Annotated in this window: 11 protein-coding genes and 1 pseudogene; 4 read left to right on the top strand and 8 right to left on the bottom strand. The window is 39.7% G+C overall.

What is annotated here, in order from left to right; all coding sequences use genetic code 11:
- Positions 1 to 3: 3 nt before the first annotated feature.
- The gene (locus NSTC731_RS24460; protein WP_445627192.1) at positions 4 to 312 is read left to right on the top strand and encodes an IS630 transposase-related protein; all 309 of its coding nucleotides are present in this window, start codon (positions 4 to 6) and stop codon (positions 310 to 312) included.
- Here the strand turns inward: NSTC731_RS24460 and NSTC731_RS24455 are convergent.
- From NSTC731_RS24455 to NSTC731_RS24445, 3 genes are all read right to left on the bottom strand, one after another.
- The gene (locus tag NSTC731_RS24455) at positions 309 to 977 is read right to left on the bottom strand and encodes a pentapeptide repeat-containing protein (RefSeq protein WP_445627191.1); all 669 of its coding nucleotides are present in this window, start codon (positions 975 to 977) and stop codon (positions 309 to 311) included. The two genes, NSTC731_RS24460 and NSTC731_RS24455, sit on opposite strands and share 4 nt — an antisense overlap.
- Before the next feature lie 588 nt (positions 978 to 1,565).
- Positions 1,566 to 3,344 (bottom strand): asparagine synthetase B family protein, encoded by a 1,779-nt coding sequence (locus NSTC731_RS24450; protein ID WP_445627190.1) that lies wholly within the window; start codon positions 3,342 to 3,344, stop codon positions 1,566 to 1,568.
- Between the two features lie 78 nt (positions 3,345 to 3,422).
- Positions 3,423 to 4,304, bottom strand: coding sequence for a 4-hydroxybenzoate solanesyltransferase (locus NSTC731_RS24445; protein WP_445627189.1), 882 nt, complete (start codon positions 4,302 to 4,304; stop codon positions 3,423 to 3,425).
- A 477-nt stretch (positions 4,305 to 4,781) separates the two neighbouring features.
- Between NSTC731_RS24445 and NSTC731_RS24440 the strand changes: the two genes are divergently transcribed.
- The 3 genes from NSTC731_RS24440 to NSTC731_RS24430 all read left to right on the top strand — a co-directional run bounded on the left by NSTC731_RS24440 (position 4,782) and on the right by NSTC731_RS24430 (position 14,022).
- Positions 4,782 to 6,431, top strand: a complete 1,650-nt coding sequence (locus NSTC731_RS24440; protein WP_445627188.1) for a Ppx/GppA phosphatase family protein — start codon at positions 4,782 to 4,784, stop codon at positions 6,429 to 6,431.
- 908 nt (positions 6,432 to 7,339) lie between these two features.
- Positions 7,340 to 7,894, top strand: coding sequence for a RidA family protein (locus NSTC731_RS24435; protein ID WP_445627187.1), 555 nt, complete (start codon positions 7,340 to 7,342; stop codon positions 7,892 to 7,894).
- A gap of 710 nt (positions 7,895 to 8,604) precedes the next feature.
- A complete protein-coding gene (locus tag NSTC731_RS24430) occupies positions 8,605 to 14,022 on the top strand; it encodes a trifunctional serine/threonine-protein kinase/ATP-binding protein/sensor histidine kinase (RefSeq protein WP_445627186.1) in 5,418 nt (1,805 codons plus the stop codon).
- A 103-nt stretch (positions 14,023 to 14,125) separates the two neighbouring features.
- Here NSTC731_RS24430 and NSTC731_RS24425 read toward each other — a convergent pair whose 3' ends face one another.
- The 5 genes and pseudogenes from NSTC731_RS24425 to NSTC731_RS24405 all read right to left on the bottom strand — a co-directional run.
- On the bottom strand, positions 14,126 to 15,139 hold the full coding sequence (locus NSTC731_RS24425; RefSeq protein ID WP_445627185.1) for an alpha/beta hydrolase: 1,014 nt from the start codon (positions 15,137 to 15,139) through the stop codon (positions 14,126 to 14,128).
- 233 nt (positions 15,140 to 15,372) lie between these two features.
- Entirely contained in the window at positions 15,373 to 15,711 is a 339-nt protein-coding gene (locus NSTC731_RS24420) for a hypothetical protein (protein WP_445627184.1), read from the bottom strand.
- Positions 15,712 to 15,997: 286 nt separating this feature from the next.
- The gene (gene ilvD, locus NSTC731_RS24415; RefSeq protein ID WP_445627183.1) at positions 15,998 to 17,704 is read right to left on the bottom strand and encodes a dihydroxy-acid dehydratase; all 1,707 of its coding nucleotides are present in this window, start codon (positions 17,702 to 17,704) and stop codon (positions 15,998 to 16,000) included.
- Positions 17,705 to 17,930: 226 nt separating this feature from the next.
- The gene (locus NSTC731_RS24410; RefSeq protein WP_445627182.1) at positions 17,931 to 18,203 is read right to left on the bottom strand and encodes a hypothetical protein; all 273 of its coding nucleotides are present in this window, start codon (positions 18,201 to 18,203) and stop codon (positions 17,931 to 17,933) included.
- Positions 18,204 to 18,367: 164 nt separating this feature from the next.
- Positions 18,368 to 18,716 (bottom strand): annotated as a pseudogene (locus NSTC731_RS24405) (IS1 family transposase); the annotation flags it as partial.
- Positions 18,717 to 18,741: the final 25 nt, after the last annotated feature.

Here is an 18,741-nt window from a genome sequence, read left to right as displayed (position 1 = left end):
CAGATGAAACCCTACTCAGTAGACCTGCGGGAGAAAATGATTAGTGTTTACGAAGCGGGAAATACATCTATTCGCAAAGTAGCAGAAAGATTCAAGGTAAATAAAAATACAGTACAAGACCTCGTGAACCGAAAACGAGAAAAAGGGACACTAGAGCCAAGTGTAGCAACTGGAGGAAAACCGAGCCAACTATCTGGTTATTCTCAACAGATAGAGGAAATGGTAGCAGAACATCTTTTCTCACTGCTGCTACTGTACCAGTTAGTCGCGCAAAGTGCTGTATATCTTTTAATATTTTTTAAAAAACTCTAGGTTTCAACATAGATGAGGTTTATCTGAGGTTGCTCAATTGTGCCATCAGGCATGATAGTATCTCGCAACTTCGCATAAATCAAATTTGTCTTCCAAAGGTTTGCCTTATTCAAGTTTGCTTTAGTTAAATTTGCCCATGTCAAATCTGCACTAGTTAAGTTAGCCTCAGTCAAATTAGCTTCGAGTAATTTTGCTCCACATAGCTTTGCTCGTGTGAGATTTGCAAAACTTAAGTTAGCTTCAATCAGGGATGCTTCAATTAATTGGGCTTCACTTAAGTCTGCTTCTCTCAAATCTACATCACATAAAGAAGCACCCCAAAGATTACTACCTATGAATTTAACTCGCCATAAGAATGTTCCGCACAAATTTGCTCGTGTTAAATCAGCATTAGTCAAATTGGCTTCACATAAAGATGCTTCATACAAATTGGCTTCACGTAAGCTAGCTTGCATCAAATTTGCGCCACTTAAATTAGCACGAGTTAGAACACAGCCAGACAAATTTGCATCACGCAAATCTGCTCCGATAAAGTTAATACCATTTAAATTAATTCCTTTCAGGTCGATTCCCCTCAAATCACATCCACTGAAATCTCGGCGCTGAAAATGTTTATTTGTGATTTGACTTAAAATAAATTCCTGTTGTTGAGCATAATTGTTCATGGTATTCACCTCTGGGTGTAATTGATCTCAAAGGTTGAGTGTGCTAGTTATCGCAATACTTCTCGGTTAGGCATTTTTAATTCGGAATCGGGTTTTGGCAAAAGGTTACTGGGTTTGGGTTAAAGGTTTTTTCTTTCCCCTTAACCGAGAAGTATTGGTAGTTACCGTATATTGAGAGTACACCGCAAACGGAGATTAGCTCAGTAAATAATCAAAAATAAATTAAAAGAAAATCGGCAATCACTTGAAAATGCGTTTTTTCAGTGGTTTCTAAAACAAAAAATGCTGACATAAGTCAGGAAATATTGATACGGTCGCAGTCATTTGTACTAATGGCAAATGACAGATGACTTCGATTTTCTCACGGCTTTTATGAAAAGCCTTGGGATAAGTTACAACTATTTTCAGGTAAATAGACCACGCGGTAGGGGCGCAAGGTCTTGCGCTCCTCCAACAGATGTGGTTCAAATACATGAAAACTGCTGTAAGATTCAAAACTTTTATTATTACTGAGTACTTACCCTCACTCAGGATTGATAGCGAAGGCATAACTCAACTTAGTTATGGCGTATCTTTTTGTTGCTTTCACTACTGTGCTTTTTGATTTACTTGTAACCAAATTTCTAAACTAGCAAGCAACCACAGCTTTACTCCATACCGGCTCCAAGTATCTCCTTGATAGTTTAACCAATTACGAATTGGCAACTGGTTTAAGTAAGGAGTAATACATGCATTTCGATTGAGCAATAAATCTCTGGCTTCTTGCTGCCAATATTTCCGAAATCCTAACTGCACTGGTACCATCATGCCACTTTTGGGACGATGAATAATTGTGTCTGGTAAGATATCTGCGATCGCCAAAGATGTACCGTAGGTAATTGCTTGCTTTAAAACTGCTTTTTCTTCTACTCCAGAAAGCTTATACTCTGGAGGTATCTCCATGCTTAACTCTACTATTCGTTGGTCGAACAGAGGAGAACGACCTTGCAAAAGAGCAGCTTGAGTCAAGTTACTAACTTTGGTCAGAATTTGGTCAGCGCCTTTAAATTTGATATTCATTGCCATCAAACGATTCAAATAGCTAGCTTGGGAATATAAATCTTCTGTAAAAACCCAAGGCGCTGTTTGTACTGCTGTCCAAACTTCTGGTTTTAAAAGTTGCGGTAAGTCAACAGCACACTTTTGAAAGGAAATTAAATAAGCATACAATGCATCTTGATTGGTGACGGAGCCATATAAACTATTAATTAGCATGGGCTGATTTTTTGGCCCGCCAAAACAGGGGTCGCCACCTTCACCATTTAAAACTACTTCTACACTTTCTCTCGCCAGTCGTCCTAGCAAAAAGTTGGGAACAGTCAGTGGGTCGCCAATAGGATCGTCTAAATAAGCCATTGTTTCCGGCAAACGCGACCACATATCCTGAAAAGTAATTTCTAAAATGTGGTGCTGCGTCTGACAATGGGATGCAACGAGACTGGAAAATTCTAATTCATTGGGACATTCCGAACCAAAATGAATCGAGAAGGTGTGGACTGGTGCTTTGTGGAATTTTGCTACTAAAGCTGTGATACTACTAGAGTCCAAACCACCAGAAAGAAAAACGCCAACGGGTTCATTTGCTGGTGGTAAATATTCTTGAACAACTTGCTCTAGAAGTTCTCGCAAGCGATCGCCATGCCATGCTAAAGGTCGATCGCTTGCGATAATCTGTTCTTGAAGTTGCCAATAAGCTGTAACTTTGTGGTCGGGAAATTCTAAAACGGTTCCAGGTCGTAGTTCCCGCACCTGTTCCCAAAGGGTTCGTTCGCCGGGAATAAAAGCACAACAAAGATAATCTCGCAACGCCACCAAATCTAAATCGGATGAACGATGGGGTGATAAAGTTCTCAGTTGAGGCGCAATCCAACGAACTGAACCACTGGTAGTATAATAGAGAGTACGAACACCGATGCGATCGCGAATCAATCTCAACACCTGTTTGTCTCTATCCCAAACCACCAACGCAAACATCCCTACAAGTTGGCTGAGACTTTCATTACCCCATTGTTCCCAAAGATTGGCCACCAGTTGCAGAGAACTTGCTTGAAAGCTATCCGGTTCAATTCCCAACTTTTGCAGCAACTGCACTCGGTTAGTTAACCAAACATCACCAATCACAACAAATCTTCCTCTAGAACTGATTGCTAATTTCTCTGCCGGAAATTCCGAAGTTGTGTGTGGTAAAATTACAGAAATTTTTTCATCTCGCCAAGCTATATCTTCATAATTTGGATTAATGTTTCCCCATGCTACGCGCCAGGTTGGATTAGTTTTGATGAATTCGATTTTAGGAGATTTACGATTTTTAAACGCATCAAATAGCATGGGAAATTTTTAACGCATAATCCAACATTTTGAAACGCAGATTCCAACTGAACCACCTGCCACCTGCCTCTTGCCTACTTATAAAGATCCAGCAATCATCCCAGCAAGTAAAATAAAACCAATCCACACGTTTTGCTGAAACATCTTACCATAAGCAGAATTAGGTAAGTTTCCCTTTCTTAATCGCAGAGACTGCCAAACCCATCCGATAGTAGCAATTGCAAGGCTAATCCAGAAGGCTAAGTGTAGATGTATAACTACGCCTAACCAAGACAATAACAAAATTGTGCCAGCAAAGAAAATTCCAATGGCTAGAGGGGCATAATTACCAAAAAATAGGGCGCTAGAATTAACACCAATGCGGCGATCGTCTTCTTTATCGCTCATGGCGTAAACTGTATCAAATCCCAATGTCCACAGTACTGTCGCGCCCCAAAGTAACCAAGTTGGTTGAGAAAGATTTTGCGTGACTGCACTCCAGCTAATCAAGACCCCAAAACCCCAAGCGATGGAAAGCACCAGTTGCGGTACGGGAAACACCCGCTTTGCACCTGGATAAAGCAAAATTACAGGCACTGCTGCCACGCATAACCAGAAACTCAGGGGGTTAAGATAAAAGGCCAAGACTGCTGCACACGCTAAAGAGACGATCGCAACTACAATTCCAACTTTCACAGATAAGGCGCGAGAAGCAAGGGGGCGATCGCGTGTTCTCTCCACTTCTGGATCGATATCCCGATCCCACAAATCGTTGACAACACACCCAACCGCACTCGTGGCCAGAGTACCCAATATAATCACACCAACCAGAGGTAAAGGCGGTTTTCCTGAAGCTGCCAAAAACACAGCCCAAAGGGCAGGAATCATTAAAATTAACCGCCCTTCTGGTTTATGCCAGCGTAAAAGCCGGATAATTACAAGCCAAATTGGTGACTGGGGGCGTTCTGGCGTCGTTAGCATAGGATTGAGGGGGCAGGGGGCAGGGGGCATGGGGCATTGGGCAGGAGGCAGGAGGCAGGGGGCAGGGGGCAGGGGAGCAGGGGGAGATGAGGGGGACAAGGGGGACAAGGGGGACAAGGGAGAATTATTGAACCAGTTTCTTCCTTGTCTCCCCCTTCTTCCTTGTCTTCCTTGTCTTTTCCCAATGCCCCATTCCCTATTCCCTATGCCTTATTTTTTAATTCACACTTCTTTACATCTATAGAATAACGTTATTTGTTATTTGTAAAAACATAACTGAAAGTGGCAACTTTAAATATCTTTAAATAGTCACTGAGGTTATAAGTAGTAGGGTAAATATACATAGCTAGTATGGGTTAAACCCTAGCTATCTACTAACAGCACTCAGCCTGAGCAAGTGTGTTGTCATAAATATCAGTGCTAGCTACCCCGACATATCACCGTTTGCGATCATTTCTTATAAAGAGAGAAAACTAGATGCTGGATTTAGTTTCTAGCTGGGAGAGTAGTCCTACTCAACCATCTAAGCAACATCGGATTATTGCTGCCATTGATTTGGGAACAAATTCTCTACACATGGTAGTAGTCAAGATTGACCCTACACTACCAGCTTTCAGCATTATTGCTAAAGAAAAGGAAACCGTAAGGCTTGGCGATCGCAATCTTACCACTGGAGAACTCAAACCAGAGATAATTGAAAAGGCGATCGCTGCTTTAAGACGCTTTCAAGAAGTTGCCAAAACTATCAACGCTGAAACAATCATCGCTGTAGCAACTAGTGCTGTGCGAGAAGCGCCCAACGGTAAAGATTTTTTGCACACAATAGAAACGGAGTTGGGTTTAAGCGTTAACTTGATTTCTGGTCAAGAAGAAGCGCGGCGAATCTATCTTGGTGTGCTCTCGGGGATGGAATTTAACAACCAGCCCCACACCATTATTGATATTGGCGGTGGTTCCACAGAATTAATTTTAGGCGATAGTCAGCAAGCCCGGATTCTCACCAGTACCAAAGTTGGTGCAGTGCGACTCACTAGCGAGTTAATCACTACTGATCCCATCAGCACCACTGAGTTCCAATATCTGCAAGCTTATGCACGCGGGATGTTGGAACGTTCTGTAGAAGAAATTTTAGCAAACCTAGAGTCTGGGGAATCTCCGCGTTTGGTGGGTACGGCGGGTACAATTGAAACCCTGGCGATGATTCATGCACGGGAAAAGTCGGGTGTCATTCCTTCCACTCTCAATGGCTACCAATTTAGTTTGAAAGACTTGCAAGAGTTGGTAAATCGCCTGCGGAAACTGAGTAATTCCGAAAGGGCTGAAATTCCTGGTATGCCAGAGAAGCGCCCTGAAGTTATCCTCGCTGGCGCAGTCATATTACAAGAAGCAATGACCCTTTTGGGTAGTGAATCAGTAACAGTTTGTGAGCGTTCTCTGAGGGAAGGCGTAATCGTAGACTGGATGCTAACCCACGGTTTAATTGAAGATAAACTACGCTACCAAAGTTCAATTCGGGAACGGAATGTCCTCAAACTCGCAGATAAATACCATATCAATTTAGAATACAGCGATCGCGTGGCAAAATTTGCCGAGAGTTTATTTGACCAAACTCAAGGTACTTTACATCATTGGGGAACTGATGAACGACAAATGCTCTGGGCAGCGGCAATATTACACAATTGCGGTCATTATATCAGCCATTCGTCTCACCACAAGCACTCTTACTATTTAATTCGCAATGGAGAATTACTCGGTTATACAGAAACCGAGATTGAAATTATTGCCAATTTAGCGCGTTATCATCGCAAATCGCCGCCTAAGAAAAAACATGAAAACTACCAGAGTTTGCTGACCAAACAACAACGACAAATTGTTAGTCAATTAAGTGCGATTTTAAGATTGGCAGTAGCATTAGATAGACGAAAAATTGGTGCAGTTGCTCAAGTGCAATGTGAGTATTATTCACAGCTTAGGCAGGTCAACCTGCTAATTTTCCCTACTCAATCAGATGATGATTGTGCTTTAGAACTTTGGAGCTTAGATTATAAAAAAGAGGTGTTTGAAGAAGAATTTGGAGTGAAATTAGTAGCGAGTTTAGAAAAGTCTAGTATTCCTAACTTCTCTTAGAAATTCGGGTGCGTTAACACAGTGTAACGCACCTGCATATAGCTTATATTTATATTTGCGATCGATAATCGGCTTGAGAAGTTAGTCTCAATATAAAAGCTTAAGGGAAAAATCAAAAAAATTATTTAATGAATTTTTAAGAAGTTATTATTAACAAGTAATATTCTCATATACAACAAAAATCTTAATTAAATTTGTAAAGTGGATCGAGCTAAAAAATATATATCATTTTGACATCTAACTTAAGGACGAATTTATAACTGTCCCAAGGAAACATTTAAAAACAGACATTAGTAATTAGAATAGAATTAACAATCTATTAAATGTAGGTTATGTTGCTAGTGGATATCTAAGCCGGGAAACTTAGATATCCTTATATAAAATGTCACTAGTTTAATAAGTAAGGGACTTCCAAAGAAAAAAACATTCAATTTTTCTTGTGGGGCGGGCGGACGAGACGCCCACCCAATGGTTAAGGCGGACAAGATGTCCACCCCACAAGATTGAATAATTTATTTCTTGGTAATCCCTAATCAAGCAGACATAATATTGAGGGCTGCAAAAGAAACTTGCGCAGAAGCTTAGAAAGGGGAAGGGAGACAAAAGCCTAGCAAGAAGTAGGGGCGTAAGGACTTGCGCCCCTACGACTGTTGTTTGCGCTCTGAAGTTATTACGAAAATACTACGCACTGCGATCGCCTAATGCGCTTTTGGAGGGTTAACAACCTGATTTGGTATAAGTATTAACTGTATCCATATCTAAAGCTAAACGACCTGAAAGCTATTAGGAGGTATTTATTAAGTGATTACACCGCACTATGTTCCATTGCTAGTGCTTTTTATCATGATTGGATAGATAATAGAACTAAGTATGAGCAAAAATAGAGAACTCACATTTAAGGAGCTTTAATGACTAAACGTATTACCAGTGCTGTAAATTCGCTAGTAGCAAACTTCTCGCGACGAAATGCACTTTTGTGGCTTGGAGGTAGTGGAATAACAACCGCCTTGATGGTGGGAACACAAAAGGAAGTGAGCGCTAAAGACAACAAAGAGTTGAAATTGGTGAACCCACCAACATTATATAATCCAACCCAAAATGGCTATAGCCATATAGCTGTGACACCATCAAGGGCGAGAACTGTCTATATTTCTGGTCAATTTGGTTCCGATTTGCAAGGGAATCTTGTCTCCAATGAATTTGAAAAGCAGTTAATACAGGCTTTTAAAAACCTCCGTTATGCCTTAGCAGCGGTTGGGGCACAACCACAAGATGTCGCAAAAACTACTGTTCTGATAGTGGATCACAACCAAAATAAATTGATCCCGTTAGGACGTGAAATTATAAATTTATGGGGGAATCAACCACCAGCAAACACTCTTATTCCCGTTCCTAGACTTGCACTTGACGGTATGTTGTTTGAAATTGATGCTTATGCGGTAATTCCAGATAACCGTAGTTGAAGACTGGTTTCAAAATTCTATCAATCACAGTCGGCGGAATAACAAACTTCCGCTACTGTCAATCAATAATAGGCTCTCCTATTTGAGTAAGTAATTGCCTTTAGTCAGACTACGAAACCTAACTAAAAATCCCAGCAAGTACTATAGGAATCCGGTTTGATTTCTGAAAAGATACGTAGTGGCGCGGCAAGGCTAAAATGTTGCAATAAATTTTTTTGTGGTGTGGGCCGAAAAGCCCGCACCGGACGGGCGAGACGCCCATCCCACAAGACTTTGTTAATGCACAATTTTTTTGCTTGCCACGCTACTACAATACCTAATTTTGTTCAAAAATCAAATAGTAGTCCTATAGTAGTTTGCTCTTGTTAACTTGGTTCTTTAAAGTTTAAAGGGAAAAGGTGAAAGTTTTTAACCTTTTCCCTTTTAATCTTTCCCTAGCCCTTACAAGCATATTTTTGAGTTAAAAAATTCCTACTTTACCTTTGTAGATTCTTAATTTACTATTGAGAACCTTGACGCTTTGTGCCAGATGTTCTATCTCTGCATTGAATGCTTTAAAGCTAAGGCAGCGTGTAATGTACACTAAAATTTAAAGCTTATCTTCATAAATGGTCTTAAAAGTAAAGCCATAGTAATCTTTATTAATTAACATTAAACCGCCGTTATGAATTTGGGAATAATCAACTTATAAATTACTCGGATTTAACAGTATGTTTAGCACTCATGTTAATATTTCTGGATACCAAATCATTGAAGAAATCTACAATGGTTCGAGAACTGTAGTTTACCGAGGATATCGAGAAAGTGACTCATTACCTGTAGCGATCAAACTACTGAAAAATCCATATCCCTCCTTCAACGAACTAGTGCAGTTTCGCAATCAGTACACCATTGCCAAAAATCTCAACTCATCTTTAATCGTCCAAACCTATAGCCTGGAAGTGTATCAAAATACCTATGCATTGGTGATGGAAGATTTTGGTGGCATTTCTCTAAAAAATTATTTTGCTCGCGATCAAACACGAGACATTAGGTTTTTACAAGAGTTTTTACAAATAGCGATCGCACTCTGTAATACCTTAGAGATACTCTATAGTCAGCGCATCATTCATAAAGATATCAAACCGAGCAATATTTTAATTAATCCTGATTCCAAAGAAGTTAAATTAATCGACTTTAGTATTGCCTCTCTATTACCAAGGGAAACGCATACGCTAATCAGCCCCAATGTGTTAGAAGGAACACTAGCTTATATTTCTCCAGAACAAACAGGGAGAATGAATCGGGGAATTGACTACCGGACTGATTTTTATTCACTTGGTGTAACTTTTTACGAATTACTCACAGGTGAGTTACCTTTTCAATCAAACGATCCAATGGAGTTGGTGCATTCACATATTGCTAAGGTAGCCTCATCAATAGATGTAATTAACTTACAAATTCCGGCGGTAATTTCGGATGTCGTTAGCAAATTAATGTCAAAAAATTCTGAAGACCGCTATCAGAGTGTATTAGGATTAAAGTATGATTTAGAAAATTGTTTAGCTCAACTGAAAACAACAGGTAAAATTGAAAATTTCCCAATTGCTCAAAGGGATGTGTGCGATAGATTTATTATCCCTGATAAACTCTATGGACGAGAAGCAGAAGTAGAAACTCTGCTAGAAGCATTTGAAAATGTCAGCCTGGGAGCAACAGAAATAATCCTGGTAGCTGGGTTTTCAGGGATTGGTAAAACTGCCGTTGTTAACGAAGTTCATAAACCTATTGTTCGCCAACACGGTTATTTTATCAAAGGCAAATTTGACCAATTTAATCGGAATATTCCTTTTTCTGCATTTGTCCAAGCTTTCCGTAACTTCATGGAGCAATTACTAGCAGAAAGTGATGTCCAAATACAAAAATGGCAAAATCAAATTATTCAAGCATTAGGTGAAGACGGACAAGTAATTATTGAAGTCATTCCCGAATTAGAAAAAATTATTGGCAAACAACCACCTGCACCAGAATTATCAGGTAACGCAGCACAAAACCGATTTAATTTATTATTTCAGAAATTTCTCCAAGTATTTACAACTAAAGAACATCCTTTAGTCATATTCTTAGATGACTTACAGTGGGTAGATTCAGCTTCCTTGAAACTGATGCAATTATTAATGAATGAAGCTAATCAAGGATATTTATTGTTAATTGGTGCTTATAGAGACAATGAAGTATTTCCAGCCCATCCGTTGATGGTAATGTTGGATGAAATTCGCAAAATAGGTGTAAAGGTAAATAGTCTTAACCTGAAACCGCTCAACCAATTACAAGTGAACCAACTTGTCGCCGATACGTTAAATTGTGCAGAAAATGTGGCATTATCTCTTTCACAATTGATTTATCGTAAAGCTCAAGGGAATCCATTTTTTGCAACTCAAATCTTGAAATCATTACATCAAGATCGACTCATTCAATTTAATTCTGTAGAGGGATGTTGGCAATGCGACATTTCTCAAATCAATCAGCAAACTCTAGCAGACAATGTTGTTGATTTTATGGTTTTCCAATTACGAAGACTACCAGAATCAACTCAACAACAATTGAAGCTAGCTGCTTGTATTGGTAATCAGTTCGATTTAAAAACATTAGCGATTGTTTCTAAACAATCAGAGGTAGAAACCGCAGATTGTTTGTGGAAGGCTTTGCAAGAAGGGTTGATTTTGCCGCAAAGTGAGGTTTATAAGTTTTTTGTTGGTTCCGAAAATCAAGCAGCTACTCAAGAACAGTCTGAGATGGTTGTATATAAATTTTTACACGATCGCGTCCAGCAAGCTGCCTATTCACTCATTCCAGAAGCACAAAAACAGTCAACACACTTGCAAATTGGGCAATTGTTGTTGCAGAATACACCTAAAGAGCAGCAAGAGTCAGGAATTTTTGCGATCGTTAATCAATTCAATTACGGGCTGGAATTATTAAAGGAAGCTGACGAACGAGAACATTTATCCCAGTTAAATCTGATAGCTGGTTGTAAAGCCAAAAACTCGACAGCTTATGCAACAGCAGTTGAGTATTTAAAAGTGGCAATGCTTCTATTACCGATAAATGCTTGGCAAAGCAGCTACGATTTGTCCCTTGCTGTTTACGAATCTGCGGCTGAGGCTGAATATCTGAATACAAACTTTGAGTCATCAAAATCATTAGTAGAAATTATCCTCAAAAATGCTAAATCTCCATTAGAAAAAGTTCGTACCTATGAGATTCAAATCCAATCTTATACAGCGCAAAATAAATTCATTGAAGCAATAGCCACAGGTAGAGAAGCACTGCAATTACTAGATTTGACGTTACCTGAAGATGGTAGCACTCAAATTATTTTTGAGGAATATGACCAATTAAAACAAATGTTGGTTCATCAATCGATTGCAGCATTGGCAGATATGCCAGAAATCATTGATCCCCAAAAATTAGTTGCACTCCGCATATTATCAGGTTTATTTGCTCCAGTTTATATAGCCAAACCGATGTTATTGCCGCTCAAAATTTTTACAATGATCGAAATTTGTATTAAGTACGGCAACTCACCACAGGCAGCTGTCGCTTATAGTCTCTATGGATTATTTTTGTGCAGTATTGGTGCAATTGAAGATGGGTATCAGTTTGGTAAACTGGCAGTACAACTTTTAGAAAAATTTCAAACTAAAGAACTTAAAAGTAGGGTTTATTTAACATTTAGTTTGTTTATTAAACATTGGAAAGATTCAATTAAATCCACATTGAATCTCTTTTTAGAGGGATTGCAGAGTGGATTAGAAACCGGAAATTTAGAATATGTAGGCTATTGTGCCAATTGCTATTGTCAATTTCTCTTTTGGAGTGGAGAAAACCTAGAAAATGCTGTGCTGGAGGCTGATAAATATTGCGATCTCATGCAGCAAATCAAACAAGAGGTGTCTCTGGTTTGGGGAAATATCTGGCGGCAGACGGTGCTAAATTTACAAGGAGAAGCGGCTAATCCCTGTTGTTTAATTGGTAAGCATTTTCACGAAGTTAAAATGTTACCGACTTTAATTGAAACAAACAATATCAATGGTATTTGTTATGTCTATCTAGCAAAAACGCTCCTAGCTTATCTTTTTGGTGAGTATGAATCTGCTTGGGAATATTCCCAAAAATTTGAGCAGTATGAGCAGGGAGCAGCAGGTTTATTAATTGTTCCCTTGCGGAATTTCTATCAATCTTTGAGTTTGCTAGCTCTTTGTTCTCAGGTAAATGAAGCACAGCAACAGCTTTATCTCCAAAAAGTAGCCGAAAACCAGTCAAAAATGCAAGAATGGGCGGCTCATGCGCCAGTCAATTATCAGCATAAGTACAATTTAATTTTAGCTGAACAAGCTCGTGTAACTGGCGATCGCTTACAAGCCGCAGATTATTATGAAATAGCGATCCAAGAAGCGATCGCCAATGACTATGTTCAGGAAGCAGCGATCGCTAACGAACTTGCTGCCAAATTTTACCTAGAATGGGGTAAAGAAAAAGCCGCAGAAGGATATCTGCAACAAGCATATTACAGTTATGCCCATTGGGGAGCAAAAGCCAAAACTGATGACTTGGAAAAACGCTATCCCAAATTACTCAAACCCGTTTTGCAACAGCAAGAATTCAACTTAAATCCCTTAGAAACCATAGCCAGCATTGCTCGTACATCTAGTTACACTACTAGCAGTACTAATATTTCTGATGCTCTTGATTTAACCTGCATTCTCAAAGCAGCTCAAACTATCTCCAGTTGTATCGAATTAGACGCACTGATCGGCAGTCTCACTCGCATTATCTTAGAAAATTCTGGTGCGAAAACATCTGTATTAATTCTTCCTCAAAAAGATACTTGGCAAGTGCGGGCAATTACTTTTATCGATGAACAGTTAAATTCCCAGACTGATGTCAAAACCATTCTAGATTCACAACTAATAGATGCTTGCCAATATATTCCGCGAAAGCTAATAAATTACGTTAAAAATACTCAAGAAACCGTCATCATAGACAATTGTGAAACGAGTATTCCTGGTGTAATTGGAGAATATATGCTCCTACATCAACCTCAAAGTGTATTATGTACGCCCATTATTAACCAAGGTAATTTGGTAGGGATTCTCTACCTAGAAAATCAATTGAATCAAGGAGTATTTACTAGTAACCGCTTACAGGTGATTAACCTACTTTCCTCTCAAGCAGCAATTGCCTTAGAAAATGCTCGGCTTTATCAGCAAGCTGGGCAAGCTTTAGAAGATTTACAACAAGCTCAACTACAAATCGTCCAAAGTGAAAAGATGTCTGCGTTGGGCAATTTAGTTGCTGGCGTCGCTCATGAAATGAATAATCCTCTTGGTTTTATTGCTGCCAGTCTCCAACAAGCTAAACCAACATTTATTGATGTGATCGAACACTTGAAACTATATGAACAAAAGTTTCCTACTCCCGGAGATGAAATTTTTACCCATGCTGAAGAAATCGATTTGGAATATAGCTTAGAAGATTTGCTCAAAATAATTGATTCGATGACAATAGCGTGTGATAGGCTCAAGAACATTAGCACCAGTCTGCGTACTTTTTCTCGTGCTGATAGAGATTACAAAGTACCGTTTAACATTCATGAAGGCATTGATAGTACGATTTTAATCCTTAAACATCGCCTGAAAGCGAACGAAGAACGTCCAGCTATTGAAGTAATGAATGAGTACGGAAATTTACCCAAAATTGAATGCTTTCCTGGGCAATTAAACCAAGTATTTATGAATATCTTAGCGAATGCTATTGATGCCTTAGATGAATCAAATATAGATAAGAGTTTTGAAAAGATTCAAGCCAATCCCAATCGGATTAAAATTACCACCTCTTTAAAAAATAAACAAGTTGAAGTGAGTATTGCTGATAATGGTCAAGGGATGAGTGAATCAGTCAAACAAAAGATATTTGACCACTTATTTACTACGAAAGGTGTAGGTAAAGGAACAGGATTAGGATTAGCGATCGCTCAGTCTATTGTTGTAGAAAAACATGGTGGTTCACTGGTTGTGAATTCTACCCTGGGCGTTGGAACAGAATTTGTAATTACCTTACCGATTCTGGCTCAGACTCCAAATTAACTGAGAGTTGAACCAATACAGTTCAGAATGAGCAACAAAACCCTGATGTAGAGACGCGATTTATCGCGTCTTGCAAGACCTTTTTGCAAAATTGGAATGCTCGTTATAAATCTGGATTAATACATTTAAGATGCTCACAGCCAAAACCTTGAGTCATCATTGCAGATAGCTGTGGAAAAACTTGTTCATCAAAGTTGAGTTCTCGGATGATTTGATCATAGGGTTGCCCCTGCGCTATCCGCTTTGCCATTTCCTGAAACTCTACCCAAGTTAAATTACTCTCAACAAATGCTTTAGCAAGGATAATTACCAGTTCTTCATAATCATTGTCTTCCAATTTTGTCATCATTCGGTGTTCAATGTGAAGCGAATCATCGAAACAGTAATACCAGGATTTCGGTTGCTGCTGAAGTATTCTTCGGAAAAAATCCTGCTGTTTCGAGCGACTAACAGCACGATCTGCCTCACTACATACCATTAAGATTGGGGCAGATACACAGTCTTGAGCCTTGTCTAAAACCTGATATCCCAATTCGAGAAATATCCGTAAAGCCTTGAGACGAAAACCTTTATAACCAAAATTTCCAGGTGCATCTTTGTTGAACCATTCAAAGTAAATTGGCAGAATTTTGATGAGTCGATCGAATAGTAAATAGCGGCTACCTAAAAAAGGCGTAAACAATAAAGTGCGGTCAATCTCTTCAGGATGCTCCAAAGCTAACCAAGCAGCTAAAGTTCCACCTGTTGATAATCCACCAATTACAACTTGTTGACCTAGCGTTTTGGCAATCTGCAACCATTTGATTACAAATTGTTGATAAATCTCAATATCTGTTGGCAAGGGTGGAGGATTTTGCGACTTCCAGTTACCTGAGCGTCCATGACCGGGTTGTAAAGGAATTAGAACGTTATATCCCTTGTTAAAGAAGGCTTTACCAAGCGGCTCGAATTGGTAAGGGCCTGCTGTAAAACCATGCAAAAACAAAAAAACTTTTGACGTGAAGTCAGGATGAATCAAAAATTTAGAACGGCAAGCTTCATTTTTAAGACCTAGTGCAGACTCTAATTGGTGAACTTGCTCTAGAATTTCTACTGTATTTTGAATGCCAACTTTCATTTATGTAATTATTATGTTCGTATACATATAGTAATCCTACTTGACTTACGATCGCATACTGAAAAGTAAATCTTTGTCAGGTAAGGTTTTAAGCGGCTTAGTTATTCAAAAATTAAATAGAATCCTAGATATATGTTACTTTAGGAATTAAGTAGTTACTTCGAGTCTAGCAGAGGACATATTGTTGAGTTGCCCTGTCAGAAGTAAGAAATGTTTTAAAATTGAATGAGTATTCACTCCAAACTAATTTTCCACAACCCGTCTAGCGGATTAGACAGTTGGAATTGACTATCATTGCTACCGAGCCAATTATTGTCATACACCAACCCCACACTGAATATTCTATTTAGAGGATATTGTCCTAGTTTTCCAAAACCTTCAATATTCTTTGAGTCAGCGATCGCTCGCTGGTTCAACTGTATAGTTGTTTGGTTGCCGTCGTCAAAGTAAATTGTGGCTCGTTTGTTGTGAAAGCGCACCTGAACTTTGTAGACCCCACCAGTTGCATAGTAATAAGCTGTAGCAGGTAGCTTTTGACCATCAATATTTTGTCCTTTAAGCTCAACTGCCATAGCAGGACTGCATAGCAGCAACAGGATTGGCAAGACTGATCCTAAAACTTTCATTGGTAGTAACAAACACTTTCAATCAACTACTTTCTACTTTAAAACATAAGTAGAGCGACTTACAGCAGATTTCAAGTTGGTGAAGTACACAAGCTAAGTTTGTTATCCAGATATAAAAGGTGTTTACTTCTGAATTCTGAATTCTGCTGTAAGTTTCACAGCCAATGCCAGAAAGTCTTCTTTCCGTACTCTTGTAGAGAGACGCGGTATATCGCGTCTCTACCCTTACTCCCTACTCATGAAATAAATCCAAGTCTGTGACAGCACCAACACTACTAGAGGAAACTAACTTGGCATATTTTGCTAAAATGCCTTTTGTATAACGGGGTGGGCGGGGTTGCCATTTGGCGCGGCGACTGGCTAATTCTGCATCATAAATGTTGATTTGTAACAAGCGAGAATTAGCATCAATAGTGATGCTATCACCTTCTTCGACTAGAGCGATCGCACCACCAACGGCGGCTTCGGGAGCAACGTGTCCGACTACCATCCCATAAGTACCGCCTGAAAACCGTCCATCAGTAATTAACCCGACTGCATCACCTAAACCCGCACCAATAAGTGCTGAGGTAGGTGCTAGCATTTCCCGCATACCAGGGCCGCCTTTGGGCCCTTCGTAGCGAACGATAATTACATCACCGGCTTTAATCTTACTTGCAAGGATGGCATCTAAGCATTCTTCCTCGGAATCAAATACCCGTGCAGAACCAGTAATGTTGGGATTTTTCACCCCGGTAATTTTTGCTACTGCTCCCTCTGGAGCGAGATTCCCTTTCAGGATGGCTAAGTGACCTTGGGTATACATCGGGTTATTCCAAGTCCGAATCACATCTTGATTGCTTGGTGGTTCGTCGGGGACATCTGCTAAAATTTCGGCGATGGTTTTACCTGTGATGGTGATACAGTCGCCGTGAAGTAATCCATGCACCAATAGCATTTTCATTACTTGGGGAATCCCACCAGCTTGATGTAAGTCTGTGGCAACATATCTACCACTGGGTTTTAGATCGCATAAAACAGGGACACGATCGCGGATAGTTTCAAAATCATCTAGATTAAGTTCTACACCAGCTGCACGAGCGATCGCTAGAAAATGTAACACGGCGTTAGTTGAACCACCCACAGCCATAATTACAGAAATAGCATTTTCTATAGATTTGCGCGTGATAATCTGCCTGGGTAACAGTTGATTGCGAATTGCTTCTACTAATACCTTGGCTGATTCTTCAGTGCTATCGGCTTTTTCGTCATCTTCCGCCGCCATTGTGGAAGAATAGGGTAAACTCATACCCATCGCTTCAAAGGCCGAGGACATAGTATTGGCTGTGTACATCCCACCGCAAGAACCAGCACCAGGACAAGCGTGGCGTTCTACTTCCATCAGTTCGGTGTCGTCAATTTTTCCAGCACTGTATTCACCCACAGCCTCAAAGGAACTCACAATAGTCAAGTCACGGCTGTTGTAGTGTCCGGGTTTAATTGTCCCACCATAAACAAAGATAGCCGGGATATTCATCCGTGCGATCGCAATCATTGCCCCTGGCATATTTTTATCACAGCCACCGATGGCAATGACACCATCCATACTTTGACCATTACAGACGGTTTCAATGGAGTCAGCAATTACTTCTCGTGACACTAGGGAATATTTCATTCCCTCAGTTCCCATCGAAATCCCATCACTAATAGTAATTGTGCCGAACATTTGCGGCATTGCCCCGGCTAGTTTAATTCCAGCTTCAGCTATGAGTGCTAGTTGATTAATTCCCATGTTACAGGGAGTGATGGTGCTGTAGGCATTAGCTACACCGACAATTGCTTTCTTAAAGTCTTCATCCTGAAAACCTACTGCACGCAGCATAGCCCGATTTGGCGATCGCTGTACTCCTTGTGTAACAGCTTTACTTCTAAAATTCTCTGACGTTGTTTTTTCACTCATTGCTCAGGCCTCAATCAAATCTCTGTACGAGTATGATATGTAGCCTTTTTTGAGATGTCCAATATATATTTATTTAAAATTGAGACGTATAAAGTATCAAAAATATGAGACTACGAAATTTGAGCTACTTTATTGCTGTAGCTGAGAAATTACATTTCAGCAGGACTTACACAAACGTATAATTTTATTCAGCCATAAATCGAATGGCTCTCTGCGTTCATATTACTTACCCACAGAAATTATCAACCCTCAACTCGCGCCACACATCAGACGGTTGCCAGCCAGAGTTACCTACGGAGCGTAAAGGGCGATACTGTTCCCAGATGTAGTCCGATTCGGATGCTTCAATGTACACAGGTGGATTTGGTTCAACCACCGATTCAAGAATATCTTGACTCTCAGGCATCTCAATGGGTTCAGTCGATGGTGGAGTTACTTCTGTTATCTTGCGAATTGGATTAGAAGTTTTTTTGATGAGTCGTTGCATATTCATAGTCATTATTTGGCTTTCCACAAGGTAGGATATCCCACAATACAGTAAGTTATCAGAAAATCCGAAATATTTTGTTGGAAAGTTTTTCCAAATGCCGATTGCTTTTCTCTTTTTAAAGATGGGAGCGTAGTATGATTACACTAATAGGCGTTGCCTAAATGCAGGATGAATTAGCTAAATACGGGTGTTTTTTTATACCTAAAATAATCAAGTAAGAATCGAATTGAATATTTAAGCATATCTACTGGTTTGGAATAGCATAGTTTTTTCGATAGCGAAGCGGTAGCGACGTTAGGAGCGTCTGTAGGTGTGTAAGATCGTGACGTAAATGTGCATTTTCACCTTCTACTCTGGTCATATATGTTTTACTGACGATACGATCTTCTGGGTTAATAAAACTGAGGTAAACTTTCCATCCGTCACATAAAAATAGCACTGCCAACTGCAAAAAATGTCCTATAAAGGTTGAAAATTTTCAGCACTATGGTCTCCTAAAGACCAAGTTAAAATTGCAAAATGTTTCCCTCATCAAGAAAGATTGAAC

The organism is Nostoc sp. DSM 114167, assembly GCF_052692655.1.
The sequence above is the reverse complement of the archived record's forward strand: the minus strand, read 5'-3'. Positions and strand labels throughout refer to the sequence as shown.